Origin of the sequence: Maritimibacter dapengensis (assembly GCF_019218265.1) — a bacterium.
Taxonomy (GTDB): domain Bacteria; phylum Pseudomonadota; class Alphaproteobacteria; order Rhodobacterales; family Rhodobacteraceae; genus Maritimibacter; species Maritimibacter dapengensis.
This window is the reverse complement of sequence record NZ_JAHUZE010000002.1, coordinates 156,397-175,888: the sequence shown is the minus strand read 5'-3', so window position 1 is coordinate 175,888 and position 19,492 is coordinate 156,397. Positions and strand designations below refer to the sequence as shown.

The window sequence follows — 19,492 nt, the reverse complement described above, 5'->3', positions numbered from 1 at the left end:
ATCCGGCGTGCACCCTTCGGGTGCACTCAATGTGACGGGGCCTGGTCCGGTGGGCGGCGGACGAAAAATCCGGCGACAATCAGGAACAGCGAGGCACTTGCGCCGCACATGAAGCCAAGCCGAAGGCCTGCGGCCAGCGCTTCCACCTCGCCCGTTCCGCCCGCCATCAACGCCGCGCTGCGCAGGGACATGACCGACACGAACAACGCGATGCCGGCGGCCCCGGCGACCTGCTGGATCGTCCCGATCAGCGCCGAGCCGTGCGAGTAAAGGTCATTCGGCAACGCCCCGAGGCTCGACGTGAACAGCGGCGTGAACAGGAAGGCGAGCCCGACGCTCAGGATGATATGCGCGCCGAGGACCATCGCAATCGTCGTCCCCGTGCCGAAGGTGGCCATGATCCAGAGCGCGGTCGCCACTGCGACAGCACCGGGAATGACCAGCTTTCGCGCGCCATGGGCGTCGAAGAGCTGCCCGACGAACGGCGCGAGCAGCCCCATCGTCAAACCGCCGGGCAGGAGCATCAACCCGGCCTGAAGCGGCTCCATCCCGAGCACGTTCTGCATGTAGATCGGAAGCAGGATGATCATTCCGAACAACCCCATCATGGCGAGCGCCATCATGACGACACCAACTGTGAAAACCGGGAACCGGAAGGTCCTGAGGTCGAGGAAAGCCCGTTCCCGTGCACCGAGAGCGAGCTGCCGCCAGACGAACACACTCAGGACGACGACCCCGACCGCGACCGGAAGCCAGGGTGGCATCGCACTCCCGCCCCCATGTCCCTCGCCGATGGCCGACAAGCCATAAACCAGCCCGCCGAAGCCGATGGCGGAGAGCGGGACGGACAGGATGTCGAGCGGCACTTTCTTGGGTTCGGTCACATTGGTGAGGCGGGCATAGCCCATGGCGAGCGCAGTCAACCCGATGGGCAGGATCAGCCAGAACATCCAGCGCCAGTCGAGCAGGTTCAGGATAATGCCCGAAATCGTCGGCCCTATGGCAGGCGCGACCGAAATCACGATCGAGATATTGCCCATCACCTTGCCGCGCCCGTCAGGTGGCACCAGCGTCATGACCGTGGTCATCAGAAGGGGCATCATCATCGCTGTGCCGCAGGCCTGCACCACGCGACCAAGCACGAGCACGCCCAGCCCCGGCGCAACCGCAGCGACGAAAGTTCCGAGGCTGAAGAATGACAGCGCGCTCAGGAACACCGTGCGGGTGTGATAGCGCTGGATCAGGAACCCGGTGATCGGGATCACCACCGCCATCGTGAGCAGGAACGCGGTTGTCAGCCATTGCGCCGCGCTCGCGGTCACATCCAGATCGACCATCAGGCGCGGCAGCGCGACGGCCATCACCGTCTCGTTCAGGATCATCACGAAGGTCGAGATCAACAAGAGGCCGATGACCAGCCGGTCACGCGGCGACAGAAGTCCTGGCCGTTCGGGCGAGATCATTTCAGGGGCGATTGCATCGGTCGGCATGGCGGGCCTCGGAACTGGGACACTCGTGTTCGGCCGGACCGATCACCCACCCGACCTCGCGCGTCACGGGCGACCTGTCAACGCACGGCCAGTCGATCATTCTCCGTATCAGCGCACAGGTCCAGAGCGCGTCTTACCCGAGCCGGGCTTTGACCTTTGGGCCCACCGCGCCGAAATCCATCTGGCCGGTGTATTTCGATTTGAGCTGGCCCATGACCTTACCCATGTCGCGAATCGAATTCGCGCCGACGTCGGTGATCGCTTTCGCCACTGCGGCTTCGACCTCGTCCTCGCTCAATTGCTTGGGGAGGAATTCTTCTATGATCTCGATTTCGTTGCGCTCGTTTTCTGCCAGTTCCAGCCGCCCGCCTTCTTCGTAGGCGCGCGCGGATTCCTGGCGCTGCTTCACCATCTTGCCGAGGATCGACAGGATCACGTCGTCCGTCACTTCGGTGGCTTCATCGCCTTTGCCGCGCTGGTCGATCTCGCGGTCCTTGATGGCCGCGTTGATCAGACGCAGGGTCGACAGGCGTTGGGCCTGTTTCTCGCGCATCGCGGATTTCAGCGCGTCGTTCAAACGTGTGCGAAGGTCCATCTCCGGATCTCCAATGTGGAATCACGAAGCCCGCTAGATATGCAATCGCAACACGGAAAACAAGCGGGGTCGCCTCTTGACCCTGCAAGGCACCAGCCTTAGGAACCACGCGATCCGCCGGGGAGTTTCTGACATGTCTGCCACGACCAAACCGACCGCCTGCCTCGCCCTCGCAGACGGAACCGTTTTCTACGGCAAGGGCTTCGGCGCGACCGGAGTGACCACCGCCGAGCTCTGCTTCAACACTGCGATGACGGGGTATCAGGAAATCATGACCGATCCCTCTTACGCGGGTCAGGTCGTGACATTCACCTTTCCCCATATCGGCAATACCGGCGTCACGCCCGAGGACGACGAAACCCAGGACCCGGTGGCCGAAGGCATGGTCGTCAAATGGGATCCGACCGAGCCCTCGAACTGGCGCGCGACATCGGATCTGTCGGACTGGCTCGAAAAACGCGGACGGATCGGCATCGGGGGTATCGACACCCGGCGGCTGACCCGCGCGATCCGGCAACAGGGCGCGCCGCACGTGGCGCTCGCCCATGATCCGGACGGAAATTTCGATCTCGAAAACCTCGTTGCCAAGGCCCGGTCGTTCCCCGGTCTCGTCGGGCTGGACCTCGCAGGCAAGGTGACCTGCGCCCAGAGCTACAGATGGGATGAAATGCGGTGGGCCTGGCCGGACGGCTTTCCCAAGCAGGACAAGCCGGTGCACAAGGTTGTGGCCATCGACTACGGCGCGAAACGCAACATCCTGCGCTGCCTCGCTTCGGCCGGGTGCGATGTCACCGTCCTGCCTGCCACCGCCACGGCCGAAGACGTACTCGCGCACAATCCGGACGGGATATTCCTGTCCAACGGCCCCGGCGATCCGGCGGCCACCGGCGCCTATGCCGTGCCGATGATCCAGTCGGTGCTGAACGACACCGATCTTCCGGTGTTCGGTATCTGCCTTGGCCATCAGATGCTCGCGCTCGCGCTCGGGGCCAACACGATCAAGATGAACCACGGGCACCACGGCGCGAACCACCCGGTCAAGGACAAAACCACCGGCAAGGTCGAGATTACGTCGATGAACCACGGGTTCACGGTGGATTCTCAAAGTCTGCCCAAAGGCGTCACGGAAACGCATATCTCGCTTTTCGACGGGTCGAACTGCGGGATCGCGATGGACGACCGCCCGGTCTTCTCGGTCCAGTATCACCCGGAGGCCAGCCCGGGCCCGATGGACAGCTACTACCTGTTCGAACGGTTCGCTGACGCGATGTCGGCACGCAAGTAGGGGCTCACAACCGCCTATCATTAACCTGACGTTAACCCTCCGCGACGCAAACTGAACCAATCGTCACGAAGGGAACGAACCGGTCGCTATGGCGGAACCCGAACTCGTCGATCACTGCGTCGAGACAACCGAACACCCGCCGGATCATGGCGGGTCGGCGCCGCATGTCGCGGCAGCGCCCGTGCAGGGCGAGCGGCGCAATTCGCCCGTGGCGACACGGCTTCTTGGACAGACGCTCGTGGAGCGCGGCGCGATTTCCAGCGAGGATCTCGCCGAAGCCCTGTCGCGACAAAAGCGGGAGGAGGCCCGGCTCGGAGACATCCTGCTTGCGAATGGAATGGTGACGTCCGGCGCGTTCCACGCGGCCCTCGCCGAACGCCACCGCACTGTCGTCGCCGATCTGGGCCGGGATCCGCCGGACGTGCGTCTGGTCGACGAGCTGGGCGTCGAATTCTGTATCCGTCACGGCGTATTGCCATGGAAACGTGTAGGCGGTGCCATCGTCCTCATCTGCTCCCGCCCTGACGAGTTCGGAGGTATTGCACCCCGTCTGCCGGACCATTTCGGCCACCTACGGCTGGCCGTTGCGCCGGAAGCCGACATTCAGGCCTCGCTCATATCGCTCCGCCACCGGGACCTCGCACGCCGCGCCGAGACCCGTGTCGACGCGGGTGAATCCTGCCGAACATGGCAAACCCGCGTGGCCGGACGGATCGGTCTTTCGATCGTCCTCGCACTGGCGACGTTGTTCGCAATCTCGCCAGTCTGGGGCTTCGCCCTCCTGACCGCATGGGCCGTCCTGACCTTGCTGATCAACTCGACGATCAAGTTGGTGGCAGCCGCCATGTTCATACGCCGCGGTCGAAGCCCGGATGGGAAGAGGTCATACGACGCGGAGCCACCAGCACACATTCTGCCTACGGTCTCGATCCTCGTGCCGCTCTACAAGGAACGGGAAATCGCCGGCCGTCTGGTGAAGCGGCTGAGCGTGCTGGATTATCCCCGCGCGCTTCTCGACATCTGCCTGATCGTGGAAGAGGACGACACGCTTACGCAAGCCACGCTCGCGCGCTCGAACTTGCCGCCTTGGATGCGCCAGATCATCGTGCCACGTGGAACCGTTCGCACGAAGCCCCGCGCGATGAATTTCGCGCTCGACTTCTGTCGCGGCTCGATCATCGGGATCTATGACGCCGAAGACGCGCCGGACCCCGACCAAATCCATCGGATCGTGGACCGGTTTCACGAGGCCGGGCCTTGGGTCGCCTGCCTTCAAGGCGTGCTGGATTTCTACAACGCGCGCACCAATTGGCTCAGCCGCTGTTTCACGATCGAATACGCGACATGGTTCCGCATCGTGCTTCCGGGGATGGAGCGGATGGGGTTTGCCGTGCCGCTGGGTGGCACCACGGTGTTCTTTCGTCGCGCCGCGCTGGAAAGCCTCGGCGGGTGGGACGCTCATAACGTGACCGAAGACGCCGACCTCGGCATCCGTCTCGCGCGGCGCGGGTTTCGGACCGAGTTGATCGGAACCGTCACGAAAGAAGAGGCAAATTGCAGGTGGTGGCCCTGGGTCAAGCAACGCTCGCGCTGGATCAAGGGTTACGCCATGACCTACGGCGTCCACATGCGCAGCCCATGGAAGCTCCTCGAAGAGCTTGGGCCCTGGAAATTCGCGGGCGTCCAGTTCCTGTTTCTCGGCACGCTCAGCCAGTTCGTGCTGGCCCCGTTCCTGTGGTCCTTCTGGCTTGTCGCCTTTGGCCTGCCCCACCCGCTCGTCGCAGTGATGCCGGGGTGGATGTTCATCGCGCTCGGCGCGACCTTTCTCGCCTCAGAGGTGCTGACCATCGCCACTGGCATCCTCGCCGTTTCTGGGAGGGAGCATCGGTTCCTGCGATGGTGGGTCCCGACGATGCATCTTTATTTCCCCCTCGCCTCGGTCGCGGCGGCCAAAGGGCTGGCAGAAATCGTCGCAAAGCCGTTTTACTGGGACAAGACCCAGCACGGCCATGCTGACTTCATTCAGGACACGCTCGACGCGGTGACCGGCCCACTCAAGCCGGCGGACGCCGCGGGTTAAACGTCGTCGAAGGAATCGAGCTTCAGACGCGTCTCGAACGCCTTGGAAATATGCGTGCGCAGCGCCTCGTCTGCCGCATCCCCATCCCGTGCTTCGATCGCACGGACGATGGCGTCATGTTCGCCGATGGCATCCTCAGGGCGCCCCGCGACCGCAAGCGACGTGGTCGCCAGAAGCGCCATGGTTCGATGCACGAGGTCGAGCTGTTGCAACAGATAGCGGTTGTGACTGGCCAACTGGATCTGCCGGTGAAAGCGCCTGTTGGCCCGCGCCATGGCGTCAGGGTCATGGATCAAGGCACGGTCCTGTTCGACCATTTCGCGCAAGACCCGCTGTTCTTCCGGTGCCGCATGTTGTGCGGCGAGCCGCGCGGCCAGACCTTCCAACTCGGCCCGCACGGCGTAGAGTTCATGAAGCTGGTTGTGATCGAGCGACGCGACGATGAGCGAGCGCCCGTCCCGGTTCAGAAGGCTCTGGGTCTCGAGCCGCTGCAACGCCTCGCGGATCGGGGTGCGCGACATGCCGAAACGGTCCGCCAGTTCGCTCTCCACCATTCGGTCGCCGGGCTTGTAGGTCCCTTCGTCGATGGCATCGAGGATAAGCTCGTAGGCATCCTTCTGCCCGTTCTTTGTCTGGCCCAAAACACGCTCCTCCGCTCGGTCCCGCGATTTTGCACGGGGGTATCCGACAATCAAGCATTGCGGCGGGGCGGTCCGCAAAGATGACCGAGTGACGCAGCTTTGACTTGCGCCTGCCCCCCGCACCGCTACCCTCCGCCCATGCTCGTCCATCGTTTCAGCCACGTCACCACCTGGGTCTTCGACCTCGACAACACGCTCTACCCGCCGGAGCAGGGGCTGTTCGATCAGATCGAAGTGCTGATGACGGATTGGGTGATGAATGCGCTCGGCGTGGACCGGGACGAGGCCGACCGCCTGCGCCTTCATTATTGGGAGACCTATGGCACCACGCTCGCGGGCCTCATGGCCGAGCACGATCTCGACCCGGTGCCCTACCTCGACGCGGTGCACGACATTTCCTTCGCGCCCCTCGTTTCCGACCCCGACCTTGCCGCCCAGATCGGTGACCTGCCGGGGCGGCGGGTTATCTACACAAACGCCACCGTGCCATATGCCGAACGGGTGATCGAGGCGCGCGGGCTGTCCGGGCTGTTCGATGCGATCTATGGCGTTGAAGAAGCGGGGTATCACGCCAAACCCAATCGGCAGGCGTTCGAAACGGTCTTCGCTCGCGACGGGTTCGATCCGCTGGCCGCCGCCATGTTCGAGGACGACCCCCGCAACCTCGCCGTGCCGCATGCGATGGGGATGCAGACGGTGCATGTCGCGGGCGCACCCGTCCCCGGCGCGCATATCCATCACCACACCACCAACCTTTCGGACTTTCTGTCGCAACTGTCGGACTTGGCCCCGCTCCGGTCGGAGGCTAAGTAAGCGCCATGGAACGACGCGAGGCGGACATCTTCATTTCCGGCGGCGGCATCGCCGGGCAGATCGCGGCCGCGAGTTTCGCGGCGCGAGGTTTCTCGGTCGTCATGGCCGACCCCGTGCCGCCGGTGACCGAGGCCGATCTGGACGGCACGGACCTCCGTTCGACGGCGTTTCTTCAGCCCGCCCGCGACCTGTTTCGCACCTGCGGGCTATGGGATCTTCTTGAACCGCATTCCAAACCGCTCGACCAGTTGGCGGTGATCGACACGGTCGGCTGGCCCCCCGAGGTTCGTGAGCACAAGGCGTTTCGCGCCTCGGACGTGTCGGATGAACCCTTCGGCTGGAACCTGATGAACTGGGTCGTGCGGCGGGAGTTGTGGAGCTACCTGCAAGAGGCCGAGGGGATCACCACGCTTTATGGTACCGGGTTCAAGAGCCTCGTGAACCGCACCTCCGAGGTCATCGTCGCCCTGACCGACGGCTCGTCGGTGCGCGCGAAGCTGGCGATTGCCGCGGACGGGAAATTCTCGCCGCTGCGCGAAGCCGCCGGGATCGGTGTGAAAACAACGCGCTACGGGCAGAAATCGCTCGCCTTTACCGTGACCCACGACGCACCGCACGACAATATCTCGACCGAAATCTACAACGAGGGTGGGCCTTTCACCATCGTGCCCCTCCCCGATATCGACGGACAACATGCCAGCGCGATCGTGTGGATGAACAAGGGACCGCGCTCTGTCGAGTTGATGAATATGCCCGTCCCGGAGTTCGAGGACGTGATGCAATTACGCTCGACCAACCTTCTGGGCCGGATGCGGCTCAAGGGACGGCGCTCGATCTGGCCGATCATAACGCAAACCGCCGACCGCCTCGTCGAGGGCCGGGTCGCGGTGGTGGCCGAGGCCGCGCACGCGCTTCCGCCCATCGGGGCGCAGGGGCTGAACACGTCACTCAACGACATCGCCGCATTGCTCGACGCCGCCGCGCTGTCGCCCGGCGACCCCGGTGCCGCGCAGGTGCTGTCGGCTTTTGAAACCGCGCGCATGCCCGACATCACCCGTCGCGCGCGGGTGATCGACCTTTTCAACCGGATCGCCGGATCAGGCGAAGCGGGAATACAGGCGGCACGGCTTCTGGGGCTGAAAGCGGTGCATGACATCGCGCCAGTGCGCCGCAAGATCATGCGCGCGGGCCTTGGGCCCGAATAGGCCTGCGACAGCCTGACGCGCGGCGCAAAGGCACATTTCAGATTCATCTAAATCGACTAGGTAAGGTCTCCTGAAACTGCGAACAGGAGACCTCGACATGAGCAATGAAACCCCAGCCTTCGACGAAAGCAAAGCGACCAAATGGGCCTTCGCTATCGCTGCCCTGATCGTCGCAGTGCTTGCCGCCGCTTACGTCCTTACCGGTCTCGCGGGGGTCGGCCTGACGATGGTCATCGCCACTCCCGTCGTTTTCGTCATCCTTATCGCACTGACGCTCGGGCGCTAGCTCACGGCGTCGAGAGCAGAAGCGAGACGGGCGACTGACGCGTCCACGTCGTAGAGCTTGTCCAGCCCGAACAGGCCGAGCCGGAAACTCTTGTAGCCATCGCCCTCCCCGATCATCAGTGGCACACCTGCCGCGATCTGCACGCCCTCGCCCAGGAAGGCGCGCCCGGTCTGGAACTCCGGATTGTCGGTATAGACCACGACCACGCCGGGGGCCTCAAAGCCCTTGGCTGCCACGGATTTGAACCCACGGTCCGCCAACAGCGCGCGCACCCGCTCGCCCTGCTCCCACTGGGCCGCCTTGAGTTTCTCGAACCCATAGTCCCGCGTCTCGACCATCGCGTCCCGGAACGCACGAAGCGCGTCGGTCGGCATGGTCGCGTGATAGGCATGGCCGCCCGAAAGGTAGGCTTCCATGATGTTGATCCACTTGCCGAGGTCGATGGCGAAGGAAGTCGAATGCGCCTCTTTCGCCGCGGCCAGCGCCGCCTCGTTCATCATCACAAGGCCCGCCGACGGCTGCGCCGACCATCCCTTTTGAGGGGCCGAGATCAGCACGTCGACGCCCAATGCCTTCATATCGGCCCAGATCGTTCCGGACGCGATGCAATCGAGCACGAACAGCCCGCCATTGGCGTGGACCGCCTCGGTCACGGCGCGGATGTAGTCGTCGGGCAGGATGATGCCGCTCGCCGTTTCCACGTGCGGGGCGAAGACCACGTCCGGCTTCACCTCTTCGATCTTCGCCACGACCTCCTCGATCGGGGCCGGTGCGAAGGGGTCTGTCGTGCCGTTACCTGTACGCCGCGCCATCACCACGGTTTCCTCGGCAGGGATCGACCCGGCCTCGAAAATCTGGCTCCAGCGGTAAGAAAAGAACCCGTTGCGGATCACCAGCGCGGACTTGCCGGTCGCGAATTGCCGCGCCACCGCTTCCATCGCATAGGTTCCCCCGCCCGGCACCACCGCGACGTGATCGGCGTTGTAGACGTCGCACAGCCCCTCGGCGATATCGCGCATCACCTGCTGGAACGCCTTTGACATATGGTTCAGCGAGCGGTCGGTGAAGACCACCGAAAATTCGAGCAAGCCATCCGGGTCGATATCGTTGCGCAGCGCCATGTGAGCCTCTTATCTGCAGTATGCACCTGAGCGGTAGCTCGCGGTGTCGAAGTGGAAATGATTGCGGTGGAAACGGTCGGAATTCGGGCCAAGGACGGTGCCGAAGTTCCCGCACGCCTGTTTGTGCAGGCTCTTCATGATCTGTCCGTGCTGCGAACTCCAATCGTCCAACACTGATAACCGTTCGCCGTTCTTGAGGATGATCCCGCCGACATCCACCGCGCGGCCCTTGCCATGTTCCGAGACTTTCGCGCCGCGTTGGTTGTTGCGGGTGCGGCAGGCGTAACTTGCCATGATGTACAGACCGGAGACACCTCCACCGAGTTTCCCCACGGTCGGGATCACCGCGTAGCGCACCCAGGTATCGAGCGCGACCGCGGTTGAGCATTCCGTGGTGATCGGTGTGCTGAGCGAAATGCCGGCGACCGACACTACCTTGACCGGCTCGGCCACGCCGCAGCCCTTGATCCGGCCCGGAATCGATTGAAGCTTTACGCCCTTGATCGTGTTTACCCCGCAAACAGACCCTTTCGCGGTAGTCTCACGCTGCGTGTTCTGAAAGATCGCGGCGAGCCCGGTGCGCTGAACCGTGTTGCGCCGTTGCAGGTTCTCGGGGCGTTCGGGCGGTGCCGCCGAACGTGCGACCGCACTGCGTGTGGCGCTGGTCGCCGCTGCGGTCCGTTGCACCACCTGCGTTTCGGTCGGGCGTTTGCGGGGGCGGAAAATGTCGTCGAGGAAGGCCTCGACCGGGTCGCCCGCCTCGGGCGTCTCGATGGGCGTTTGCGTCGCCGCCGGTCCTGTGCCCGGGCGTTCGGGCGGAAACGGCGAGCGTTCCGGCGCTTCGGCGAGCGCCGCCTGGCCCGCAAGGAGCAGGACGATGATCGCCCCGCGCATCATTTCGTTTTCGCCCGTCCGAAATCCGGCGCGTCGGTGTCCTGACCAGCCTCGATGATGCCGCGCCGGATTTCCCGGGTATGTGTGAAATAGTCAAACAACTGGTCACCATCACCGGTCCGGATGGCCCTTTGAAGTGCGAAAAGTTCTTCCGTGAACCGGCCAAGGATCTCCAGAGTTGCGTCCTTGTTGTGCAGGAAAACGTCGCGCCACATGGTCGGGTCCGAAGCCGCGATACGGGTGAAATCCCGAAAGCCAGCAGCGGAATACTTGATGACTTCGCTGTCGGTCACGCGGCGCAGATCGTCGGCGACGCCGACCATCGTATAGGCGATCAGGTGCGGCGTATGGCTGGTCACGGCGAGCACGAGGTCGTGGTGATCCGCATCCATCTCTTCCGTATGTGCGCCCATTCCCTGCCAAAGCGTCTCCAGCCGACCCACCGCATCTCGGTCCGAGCCTTCGGACGGGACGATGAGCGTGAAGCGGTTGTCGAACAGGGTGGCAAAGCCCGAGCGTGGCCCGGAATGCTCGGTCCCTGCAAGAGGGTGCGCGGGGATGAAATGGACGCCCTCCGGGATATGCGGCCCAACCGCCTCGATCACGGCGCGCTTGACCGAGCCGACGTCGGTGACGGTCGCCCCGGGCGCGAGTTTGGGGCCGATCTCTTCCGCCACGCCGCCCATCGCACCAACGGGCACGGCCAGCACGACAAGGTCCGCGCCCTCGACCGCCTCGGCGGCACTGTCGACGACACGGTCCACGAGGCCGATCTCGCGCGCAACGTCGCGCGTGTCGGCGGACCGAGCGGTTCCGACCGTCTCGCCCACAAGCCCGCCACGCCGCATCGCGTGGGCCATGGACCCCGCGATCAGGCCCAGACCGATGAACGCGACGCGCTCGTAAAGCGGCGCATCAGGCATCGACATGGACCCCTTTGATCTCACCGATCAGGTGCGCGACCCGGCGGCAGGACGGCTCATCCCCCACCGTGATCCTGAGACAATGCGGAAGCCCGTAACCCCCGACCCGACGCACGATGATACCGTTGGATTTCAGATGCTCATCGACGACGCCAGCCTCGGCCTCGTCATGGAACCGGGCCAGCACGAAATTCGCGCAAGAGGTATCCGAAGGCACGCCATGTTCCGCCAGCGCCTCGGCGAGCCAGGCGCGGAGGCGCGCGTTTTCGGTGCGGCATTTCTCGACGTGATCCTGATCGCGCACCGCGGCCTCGGCCACGTCGAGCTGCGTGGTCGAGAGGTTGAACGGCCCGCGCACGCGGTTCAGCACGTCGATGATGTCTTTCGGAGCATAGCCCCAGCCGATCCGAAGTCCGCCAAGCCCGTAGATTTTCGAGAACGTGCGGGTCATCACCACGTTGGTGAAGGCGTCCACGATGGATGCGCCACCATCGAAACCGTCCACGTATTCCGCGTAAGCACCATCGAGCACCAGCACGACCTCGGACGGAAGCTCCCGTGCAAGCCGCGACAATTCCTTCTTTCCGACCATCGTGGACGTCGGGTTCGCCGGGTTCGCGATAAAGATGAGCCGGGTTTTTTTCGTCACGCCCGCAAGGATTTCGTCCACGTCGACCGTACGGTCGCGTTCGGCCACCTTGACCGGGGTCGCCCCCGCGGCGAGCGCGGAGATCTTGTACATGGAAAACCCATGCTCGGTGTAGATCACTTCATCCCCCGGCCCCGCATAGGCCTGACACAGGAAGGTGATGATCTCGTCCGAGCCGACGCCGCAGATGATCCGGTCGGGGTCGAGACCGTGAACCTCGCCGATGGCGTTGCGAAGGGACCTATGATCGGTGTTCGGGTAGCGATGCAGCTCATGCCCGGCGCGCTTGTAGGCTTTCAAGGCCGCTTCGGAGGGGCCGAGCGGGTTTTCATTGGAGCTGAGCTTGACGACGTTGTCGACGCCATCGACCTTCGCGGCGCCGCTTTCGTATAATCTGATGTCCAGAATGCCGGGTTGCGGCTTCGGACTTGTATGTTTGGTCATAGTTATCCCCGGACACGAAAAAATGCACGTGCTGCCCGACTTCTAACGGTCATGGACCGTCAGGGCCAGTGCCTTTGCGCCATGTGCCTGCGCCGGGGAGAGCGAGGGCCGGCAAACACCCGAGCGCACGTCCAGCGCTCGGGTGCAGGTCTCAGTCGTGGATCAGGCGAACCACCAGCGCTCCATCCAGCGCATACCGTCGACGTCCCAGTTGGACCCCATGACTTCGGGGTGGGCCACCTTGTCGCTATGGGCGAAAACCCAGTTGGCGAACATCGGGATCACCGGGCCGCCTTCCTGGTTCAGGATCGCCTGCATCTCGTAATACATCTCGCGGCGCTTGGCCTCGTCCAGTTCCCCCCGCGCCTTGATGAGCAATTCGTCGAAGCGGGCATTGGACCAGAAGGTGTCGTTCCATGACGCGCCGGTCTGATAAACAGTGGTGAAGGCCTGATCCTCGACCACGCGACCGGACCAATAGACCGCCGAGAACGGCTTTTTCATCCATACGTCGGACCAGTAACCATCGTTCGGTTCGCGCACAACTTCGATGTCGATCCCGGCTGCGGCGGCGGCGTTCTGGTACAGAACGGCGGCATCCACAGCGCCCGAGAAGGCGGCATCTGCGGCCGAAAGCTTGACGCTCAGGTTGTCGAGACCGGCTTCCTTGAGGTGGAACTTGGCCTTGTCCGGGTCGTAAGACGTCTGCTCCAGCTCGTCATTGAAGAAGCGCTGACCGCGACCGATCGGGTGGTCGTTGCCCACGGTGCCGTAGCCGAACAGGATTTTCTCGACCAGTTCCTCGCGGTTGATCGCGTATTTCAGCGCAAGGCGAACATTGTTGTCCGAGAACGGATCGGCCCGCGTGTCCATCGCGAAGGTGTAGTGCAGGTTGCCCGGCACGGACTGGACGAGGATCTCCGGGTTCGAGCGACCCAGAAGACCGACGGTCTTGAGATCGAGCCGGTCGATGGCGTCAACGTCGCCGGACACGAGCGCCGTCGTGCGCGCGTTCTGGTCGACCAGCGACAGCATCTCGATCCGGTCGAAAAAGCCCCGGTCGTCCTGAAAGTAGTTCTCGTTCCGCTCGAAGATCGCTGAAACGCCAGCATTGAACTCGACGAGTTTGTAGGACCCTGCCCCATCGCCCGAGCGCCAGTCCACCGTGCCGTCCGAGGAAGGCAAAATGACGATGTGATAATCGGACAGGACGAAGGGGAAGTCGGCGTTCGGACCCTGCAGGGTGAAAATGACCGTATCGTCGCCTTCGGTCGTGATGTCCGAGATCGGCTCCACGATCGGCTTGGCGGCAGAGGTCGATGCTTCGCCCCGGTGGTAGTTCACCGACGCCACGACGTCATCGAGCGTGACGTCCTTGCCCGAGTGGAATTGCACTCCCTTGCGCACCTTGAAACGCCATTCGGTCGCGTCGTCCGAGGCTTCCCAGCTTTCGGCCAGTTCCGGCACGATGGTGCCATCGGCGGCGACTTCGGTCAGGCGGGTGTGCAGACCATGCGACAGCGAGGTGGTGAAGCTGTTTTCATAGGTCGCCGGATCGAGCGTGTCCGTGGACGACCCATGCGCGATGCCGAACCGCATCGTGCCGCCCTTTTTCGGCTGTGCCAGCGCCATGTTAAGCGGCAGCGTTGCGGCGACAGCACCGGCCGCCGTGGTCTTCAGAAATCCGCGGCGATCGAGCATCCCGCCTTTGATGATGGACATGGTCCTCTCCCTGTTCATGGTTCTCGGTTTTTATTGACTGATGAGTCAATCAAGCATATTCCGAGGCTTCCTGCAACGCCTCGAGACGGTGACACTATGCCAAAGATCGGGATGGAACCCAAACGCCGCCTCGAACTCGTCGAAGCGACCATACACGAGATTGGCGAGCGGGGAACACTGGACGTGACCGTGAGCCAGATCGCCAAGCGCGCGGGGATTTCCAGCGCGCTCGCGCACCATTATTTCGGGTCAAAGGATCACCTCTTCGCGGCGTCGATGCGCCATATCCTGTCGCTCTACGGGGCCGAGGTGCGCGGCGCGCTCGCGATGGCCACCACGCCCCGCGCCCGAATCGAGGCAATCGTGCGGGCGAGCTTCACCGCCACGCAGTTCCGCCCCGACATGGTGTCCGCCTGGATGAACTTCTACGTGCAGGCACAGAAATCGCCGGAGGCACGGCGGCTCCTGACGATTTATCAACGCAGGCTGCGTGCGAACCTCCTGCACGGGCTGAGACTGGTCGGGGCACGTGACCCGGAAACGCTGACACATGGTCTCGCCGCCATGATCGACGGGATGTATATCAGGCAAGCCCTGCGCGACGACCCGCTCGACGGCGACCACGCGCTCGGGATTCTTCTGAATTATATCGACACGGCTCTGGCCGAGGGAGGCAAGACATGACGCAACCCAACATCCTGATCATCATGGTGGACCAACTGAACGGCACCCTGTTTCCCGACGGGCCGGCCGACTGGCTCCATGCCCCGAACCTGAAGAAACTGGCGGCCCGCTCGACCCGGTTCAAGAACTGCTACACCGCTTCGCCGCTGTGCGCGCCAGGGCGGGCGAGTTTCATGTCCGGTCTCCTGCCCTTTCGGTCGCGTGTCTACGACAACGCCGCCGAGTTCGCCGCCGACATTCCGACCTTCGCCCACCATCTGCGGCGGGCCGGGTATCAGACTTGCCTGTCCGGCAAGATGCACTTCGTCGGACCCGATCAACTACACGGCTTCGAAGAACGCCTGACCACCGACATCTACCCGGCCGATTTCGGCTGGACGCCGGATTACCGCAAACCGGGCGAGCGGATCGATTGGTGGTATCACAACCTTGGCTCCGTGACCGGTGCGGGCGTGGCCGAGATCTCGAACCAGATGGAATACGACGACGAAGTCGCCTATCACGCCACGCGCAAGGTCTACGACCTCGGGCGCGGGCACGATGCGCGGCCCTGGCTGCTCACGGTCAGCTTCACGCACCCGCACGATCCCTACGTCGCCCGTAAGAAATACTGGGACCTCTATGAGGATTGCGAACACCTGCTACCAACCGTGCCCGCGATGGATTACGAGGACCACGACCCCCATTCCAAACGCATCTTCGACGCCAACGACTGGCGCTCTTTCGACATCTCGGATGAGGACATCCGCCGATCCCGCCGCGCCTATTTCGCCAACATCTCGTATCTCGACGACAAGATCGGCGAGATCATGGAAGCGCTCGAAGGCACGCGGCAGGTCGAAGACACGGTGATCCTGTTCGTGTCGGACCATGGCGATATGCTCGGAGAACGCGGGTTGTGGTTCAAGATGAGCTTCTTCGAAGGCTCTGCCCGGGTGCCGATGATGATCTCGGCGCCGGGGATGGCGCCGGGTCTGGTCGAGACCCCGGTGTCGAACGTCGACGTGTGCCCGACGCTCTGCGATCTGGCGGGTGTCAGTATCGCCGAAATCGCGCCCTGGACCGAGGGCCAGACCATCGTGCCGCTCGGCAAGGGCGAAGCACGCACTGCGCCGGTGGCGATGGAATATGCCGCCGAAGCCTCCTATGCGCCGATGGTCGCGCTGCGCGAAGGGCAGTGGAAATTCACACGCTGTGCGCTGGACCCCGACCAGCTCTTCGACCTCGCAGCCGATCCTCACGAATTGACCAATCTCGCCGGCGATCCGGCCCACGCGGAAACGCTCAAGTATTTCAGCGATATGGCAGATGCCCGTTGGGACCTAGACCTGTTCGACGCGCAGGTCCGTGAAAGCCAGGCCCGGCGCTGGGTCGTCTACGAGGCGCTGCGCGAAGGCGGCTATTACCCATGGGATTACCAACCCCTGCAAAAGGCCTCGGAACGCTACATGCGCAACCACATGGACCTGAACGTCGTCGAGGAAAACCAACGCTACCCGCGCGGCGAATGACGCGCGCAGAACCGGAGACGGACATGACCTATCCGACCCAGCCCGAGGCGAGCCACTTCATCAATGGCCGTTATGTCGAGGACACGGCAGGCACCGAAATGCCTGTGATCTACCCCGCGACCGGCGAGGTGATCGCGACGCTCTACGAAGCCACCCCCGCGGTGATCGAAGAGGCCATCACCTCGGCGCGCGCGGCACAAGGCGCCTGGGCGGCGCTGTCGGGCACGGAGCGGGGCCGCGTGCTGCGGCGCGCCGCCGACATCCTGCGCCACCGCAACCACGACCTGTCGGTGTTGGAGACAATGGACACCGGCAAGCCCTATCAGGAAACCTCGGTCGCCGACGCGACCAGCGGGGCGGACGCGCTCGAATACTTCGGCGGGCTGGCCGGGTCGCTCACGGGCGAGCATATCCCGCTTCCGGGCGGCGACTGGGCCTACACGATCCGTGAGCCGCTTGGCCTGTGCGTGGGTCTCGGCGCCTGGAACTACCCGACCCAAATCGCGTGTTGGAAAGCCGCGCCCGCCCTCGCCTGCGGCAACGCCATGGTGTTCAAACCTTCCGAGACGACACCGCTCTCGGCGCTCAAGCTCGCGGAAATCCTGATCGAGGCAGGCCTGCCCGCCGGCCTTTTCAACGTCGTGCAGGGCGCGGGCGCCGTCGGCGGGCCGCTCTCCACCGATCCGCGCGTGAACAAGGTGTCGCTGACCGGCTCGGTCCCGACCGGGCGCAAGGTCTATGCCGCCGCGGCCGAGGGGATGAAGCATGTGACGATGGAACTGGGCGGCAAGTCGCCCTTGGTCATCTTCGACGATGCCGATCTCGAAGACGCCGTGGGCGGCGCGATCCTCGGGAATTTCTATTCCTCCGGGCAGATCTGCTCCAATGGCACCCGCGTCTTCGTGCAGAAGGGCATCAAGGAGGCGTTCCTCGCGCGCCTTTCGGAACGGCTGGCGACAGCGGTGATCGGCGATCCCCTGGATGAGGCCACGAATTTCGGCCCGATGGTGAGCGAAGGGCAGCTTCAGATCACGCTCAATTACGTCGCCAAGGGCGTCGAGGAAGGCGCGCGGCTGGTCTCGGGCGGTAAACGGATCGACAAGCCCGGCTTCTGGATCGAACCGGCCATCTTCGCGGATGTGACCGACGACATGACGATCGCGCGCGAGGAAATTTTCGGCCCGGTCCTGTCGGTGCTCGATTTCGAAAGCGAGGACGAGGTGATCGCCCGCGCCAACGACACCGAATACGGGCTTTCGGCGGGCGTTTTCACAAAGGATTTCGCCCGGGCGCACCGGGTGATCGGGAAGCTCGAAGCAGGGACCTGTTTCATCAACTCCTATAACGACGCACCGGTCGAAATGCCCTTCGGCGGGGTCAAGGCCTCGGGCGTCGGGCGCGAGAATTCCAAGGCCGCGATCGAGCATTACAGCCAGCTCAAATCCGTCTACGTGCGCATGGGCGCGGTGGAGGCGCCGTTCTGATGGAGGCCGACTACGTCATCGTGGGCGCAGGCAGCGCAGGCTGCGTCATGGCCTACCGGCTCGCCAATGCCGGGCATTCGGTGCTGGTCGTGGAACACGGCGGTACTGACGCCGGACCTTTCATCCAGATGCCGGGCGCGCTCTCCTACCCGATGAACATGCGGCGCTACGACTGGGGCTACATGAGCGAGCCCGAGCCACATCTTGGTGGCCGGCGGCTCGCCTGTCCGCGCGGCAAGGTCATCGGCGGCTCGTCTTCGATCAACGGCATGGTCTATGTGCGCGGTCACGCCCGCGACTACGACCATTGGCGCGACGAGGGGGCCGACGGCTGGGGCTACGCGGACGTGCTGCCCTACTTCAAACGCATGGAGAACTGGCACGACGGCGGGCACGGCGGCGATCCTGACTGGCGCGGCCATGACGGGCCGCTTCATGTCAGCCGGGGCACGATGGAAAACCCACTCACCCGCGCGTTCATAGAGGCCGGGAGGCAAGCGGGCTATCCGCTGACCGTCGACTACAACGGCGAACAGCAAGAAGGGTTCGGCCCCTTCGACATGACGGTCTGGCAAGGCCGCCGCTGGTCCGCCGCCAATGCCTACCTGCGCCCGGCGCTGGCGCGCCCGAACTGCGATCTCGTGCGCGGGCTGGTGCAGCGCGTGGTGATCGACGCGGGCCGCGCGGTCGGGGTCGAAACGGTGATCGGCGGGCGCACCGAAACGATCCGCGCCCGCGCCGAGGTGATCCTCGCAGCCTCGTCGATCAATTCGCCCAAGCTTCTGATGCTGTCCGGCATCGGCCCTGCACAGCACCTCACCGAACACGGGATCGACGTGGTCGCAGACCGTCAGGGCGTGGGTGCGAACCTTCAGGATCATCTCGAAACCTACGTGCAGATGGCCGCAAGCCAACCGGTGAGCCTCTATCGCTACTGGAACCTGATCGGCAAAGGCTATGTCGGGCTGCGCTGGCTTCTGGGCAAGACCGGCCCCGGCGCGTCAAACCAGTTCGAAAGCTGCGGTTTCGTGCGGTCCGAGGCGGGCGTCGATTACCCCGATATCCAGTTCCATTTCCTCCCCATCGCCGTGCGATATGACGGAAAAGCCGCCGCCGAGGGGCACGGGTTTCAGGCCCACGTCGGCCCGATGCGCTCCACCTCGCGGGGCAACATCACCTTGCGCAGCGCAGACCCGGCGGACGATCCGGTGATCCGGTTCAACTACATGAGCGAAGAACGCGACTGGCACGAGTTTCGCACTGCCATCCGCCTGACGCGCGAGATCATGGGCCAGGACGCCTTCGCGCCTTACCTGTCGCACGAGATACAGCCGGGCGCGGATGTCCGAAGCGACGCCGAATTGGACGATTTCATCCGCGAGCACGCCGAAAGCGCCTACCACCCCTGCGGCACCTGCCGGATGGGGCGCGCCAACGATCCGCGCGCCGTGGTGGACCCGGAGGGGCGCGTGATCGGCGTGGACGCCTTGCGCGTCGCCGACAGCTCGATCTTCCCGCGCATCACCAACGGCAATCTGAACGCGCCGTCACTGATGGTGGGCGAGAAGGTGTCCGACCATATCCTTGGACGCACGCCACTCCTGCCAGAAAACGTCAAGCCGTGGATGCATCCGGAATGGGAGACCGCGCAGCGCTAGGCGTGAG

17 protein-coding genes are annotated in these 19,492 nt (G+C 63.9%); 9 read left to right on the top strand and 8 right to left on the bottom strand.

Features of this window, described 5'->3' with window-relative positions; genetic code table 11:
- Positions 1-26 precede the first annotated feature (26 nt).
- Positions 27-1,490: an MDR family MFS transporter gene (locus tag KJP28_RS07180; RefSeq protein ID WP_218391890.1), complete on the bottom strand. Its 1,464-nt coding sequence runs from the start codon at positions 1,488-1,490 to the stop codon at positions 27-29.
- A 133-nt stretch (positions 1,491-1,623) separates the two neighbouring features.
- On the bottom strand, positions 1,624-2,085 hold the full coding sequence (locus KJP28_RS07175; protein ID WP_218391889.1) for a GatB/YqeY domain-containing protein: 462 nt from the start codon (positions 2,083-2,085) through the stop codon (positions 1,624-1,626).
- A 133-nt stretch (positions 2,086-2,218) separates the two neighbouring features.
- Between KJP28_RS07175 and carA the strand changes: the two genes are divergently transcribed.
- Both carA and KJP28_RS07165 read left to right on the top strand, forming a co-directional pair.
- The gene (gene carA / locus KJP28_RS07170; protein ID WP_218391888.1) at positions 2,219-3,370 is read left to right on the top strand and encodes a glutamine-hydrolyzing carbamoyl-phosphate synthase small subunit; all 1,152 of its coding nucleotides are present in this window, start codon (positions 2,219-2,221) and stop codon (positions 3,368-3,370) included.
- Between the two features lie 88 nt (positions 3,371-3,458).
- Positions 3,459-5,450: a glycosyltransferase gene (locus tag KJP28_RS07165; RefSeq protein ID WP_218391887.1), complete on the top strand. Its 1,992-nt coding sequence runs from the start codon at positions 3,459-3,461 to the stop codon at positions 5,448-5,450.
- Here the strand turns inward: KJP28_RS07165 and KJP28_RS07160 are convergent.
- On the bottom strand, positions 5,447-6,091 hold the full coding sequence (locus KJP28_RS07160) for a GntR family transcriptional regulator (protein ID WP_255552267.1): 645 nt from the start codon (positions 6,089-6,091) through the stop codon (positions 5,447-5,449). The genes KJP28_RS07165 and KJP28_RS07160 overlap by 4 nt on opposite strands.
- A 138-nt stretch (positions 6,092-6,229) precedes the next feature.
- On the opposite strand from KJP28_RS07160, the gene KJP28_RS07155 reads away from it, so the two are divergent.
- The 3 genes from KJP28_RS07155 (at position 6,230) to KJP28_RS07145 (ending at position 8,395) form a co-directional block, all read left to right on the top strand.
- A complete protein-coding gene (locus tag KJP28_RS07155) occupies positions 6,230-6,904 on the top strand; it encodes a pyrimidine 5'-nucleotidase (protein ID WP_218391886.1) in 675 nt (224 codons plus the stop codon).
- A gap of 5 nt (positions 6,905-6,909) precedes the next feature.
- Complete coding sequence (locus KJP28_RS07150; protein WP_218391885.1) at positions 6,910-8,109, top strand: FAD-dependent monooxygenase; 1,200 nt, start codon at positions 6,910-6,912, stop codon at positions 8,107-8,109.
- A gap of 97 nt (positions 8,110-8,206) precedes the next feature.
- Complete coding sequence (locus KJP28_RS07145) at positions 8,207-8,395, top strand: hypothetical protein (protein ID WP_218391884.1); 189 nt, start codon at positions 8,207-8,209, stop codon at positions 8,393-8,395.
- Here the strand turns inward: KJP28_RS07145 and KJP28_RS07140 are convergent.
- From KJP28_RS07140 to KJP28_RS07120, 5 genes are all read right to left on the bottom strand, one after another.
- Complete coding sequence (locus KJP28_RS07140; RefSeq protein ID WP_218391883.1) at positions 8,392-9,516, bottom strand: aminotransferase class V-fold PLP-dependent enzyme; 1,125 nt, start codon at positions 9,514-9,516, stop codon at positions 8,392-8,394. The genes KJP28_RS07145 and KJP28_RS07140 overlap by 4 nt on opposite strands.
- A gap of 9 nt (positions 9,517-9,525) precedes the next feature.
- Positions 9,526-10,413, bottom strand: a complete 888-nt coding sequence (locus KJP28_RS07135) for an extensin-like domain-containing protein (RefSeq protein ID WP_218391882.1) — start codon at positions 10,411-10,413, stop codon at positions 9,526-9,528.
- Positions 10,410-11,339 carry a prephenate/arogenate dehydrogenase family protein gene (locus KJP28_RS07130; RefSeq protein WP_418887921.1) on the bottom strand — a complete coding sequence of 310 codons (930 nt, stop codon included), beginning with the start codon at positions 11,337-11,339 and terminating at the stop codon, positions 10,410-10,412. Before KJP28_RS07130 ends, KJP28_RS07135 begins: the two co-directional genes overlap by 4 nt.
- The gene (hisC, locus tag KJP28_RS07125; protein WP_218391881.1) at positions 11,326-12,426 is read right to left on the bottom strand and encodes a histidinol-phosphate transaminase; all 1,101 of its coding nucleotides are present in this window, start codon (positions 12,424-12,426) and stop codon (positions 11,326-11,328) included. Before hisC ends, KJP28_RS07130 begins: the two co-directional genes overlap by 14 nt.
- A gap of 162 nt (positions 12,427-12,588) precedes the next feature.
- Complete coding sequence (locus KJP28_RS07120) at positions 12,589-14,148, bottom strand: ABC transporter substrate-binding protein (RefSeq protein WP_218391880.1); 1,560 nt, start codon at positions 14,146-14,148, stop codon at positions 12,589-12,591.
- 96 nt (positions 14,149-14,244) lie between these two features.
- On the opposite strand from KJP28_RS07120, the gene betI reads away from it, so the two are divergent.
- The 4 genes from betI to betA are packed head-to-tail and all read left to right on the top strand — an operon-like array spanning position 14,245 to position 19,485.
- Complete coding sequence (betI, locus tag KJP28_RS07115; protein ID WP_218391879.1) at positions 14,245-14,832, top strand: choline-binding transcriptional repressor BetI; 588 nt, start codon at positions 14,245-14,247, stop codon at positions 14,830-14,832.
- A complete protein-coding gene (gene betC, locus KJP28_RS07110; protein WP_218391878.1) occupies positions 14,829-16,343 on the top strand; it encodes a choline-sulfatase in 1,515 nt (504 codons plus the stop codon). Before betI ends, betC begins: the two co-directional genes overlap by 4 nt.
- Positions 16,344-16,366: 23 nt before the next feature.
- Positions 16,367-17,827, top strand: a complete 1,461-nt coding sequence (betB, locus tag KJP28_RS07105) for a betaine-aldehyde dehydrogenase (RefSeq protein WP_218391877.1) — start codon at positions 16,367-16,369, stop codon at positions 17,825-17,827.
- Positions 17,827-19,485, top strand: a complete 1,659-nt coding sequence (gene betA / locus KJP28_RS07100; protein WP_218391876.1) for a choline dehydrogenase — start codon at positions 17,827-17,829, stop codon at positions 19,483-19,485. Before betB ends, betA begins: the two co-directional genes overlap by 1 nt.
- Positions 19,486-19,492: the final 7 nt, after the last annotated feature.